Source organism: Arachnia propionica (assembly GCF_003932785.1).
GTDB classification, from domain to species: domain Bacteria; phylum Actinomycetota; class Actinomycetes; order Propionibacteriales; family Propionibacteriaceae; genus Arachnia; species Arachnia propionica_B.
In genome coordinates this window covers 1-242 of sequence record NZ_RQYT01000181.1, presented here as the reverse complement: position 1 = coordinate 242, position 242 = coordinate 1, and the positions used below count along the sequence as shown (strand labels likewise).

1 protein-coding gene is annotated in these 242 nt (G+C 63.6%); it reads left to right on the top strand.

Translation table 11 applies throughout. The features are described 5' to 3' along the window. Nucleotides 1-51: 51 nt before the first annotated feature. Nucleotides 52-242, top strand: a 191-nt coding sequence (locus EII35_RS15725; RefSeq protein ID WP_221739825.1) for a hypothetical protein, incomplete at its 3' end; no start/stop codon positions are given.

Below are 242 nucleotides of genomic sequence, written 5' to 3'. Positions count from 1 at the left end.
TACGGGATGCAGGAGCCCTCCAACGGGACCGTGTGGTGGGGAGACCGGAAGTTGACCGAGCTCAACGAGAAACAGCGACAGAAGCTCCGTCGAGAGTGTTTCGGGTATGCCACCCAGGACGCTCTGGTACTGGAGGAGGAGACCCTGGAGACCAATGTCTGCTTGGCCGACGCATCCCGGGATGAGGCACGCCGATATCTCGACGACCTTGGCCTGGGGGATCTGGCCGGAACCCGCGCCCG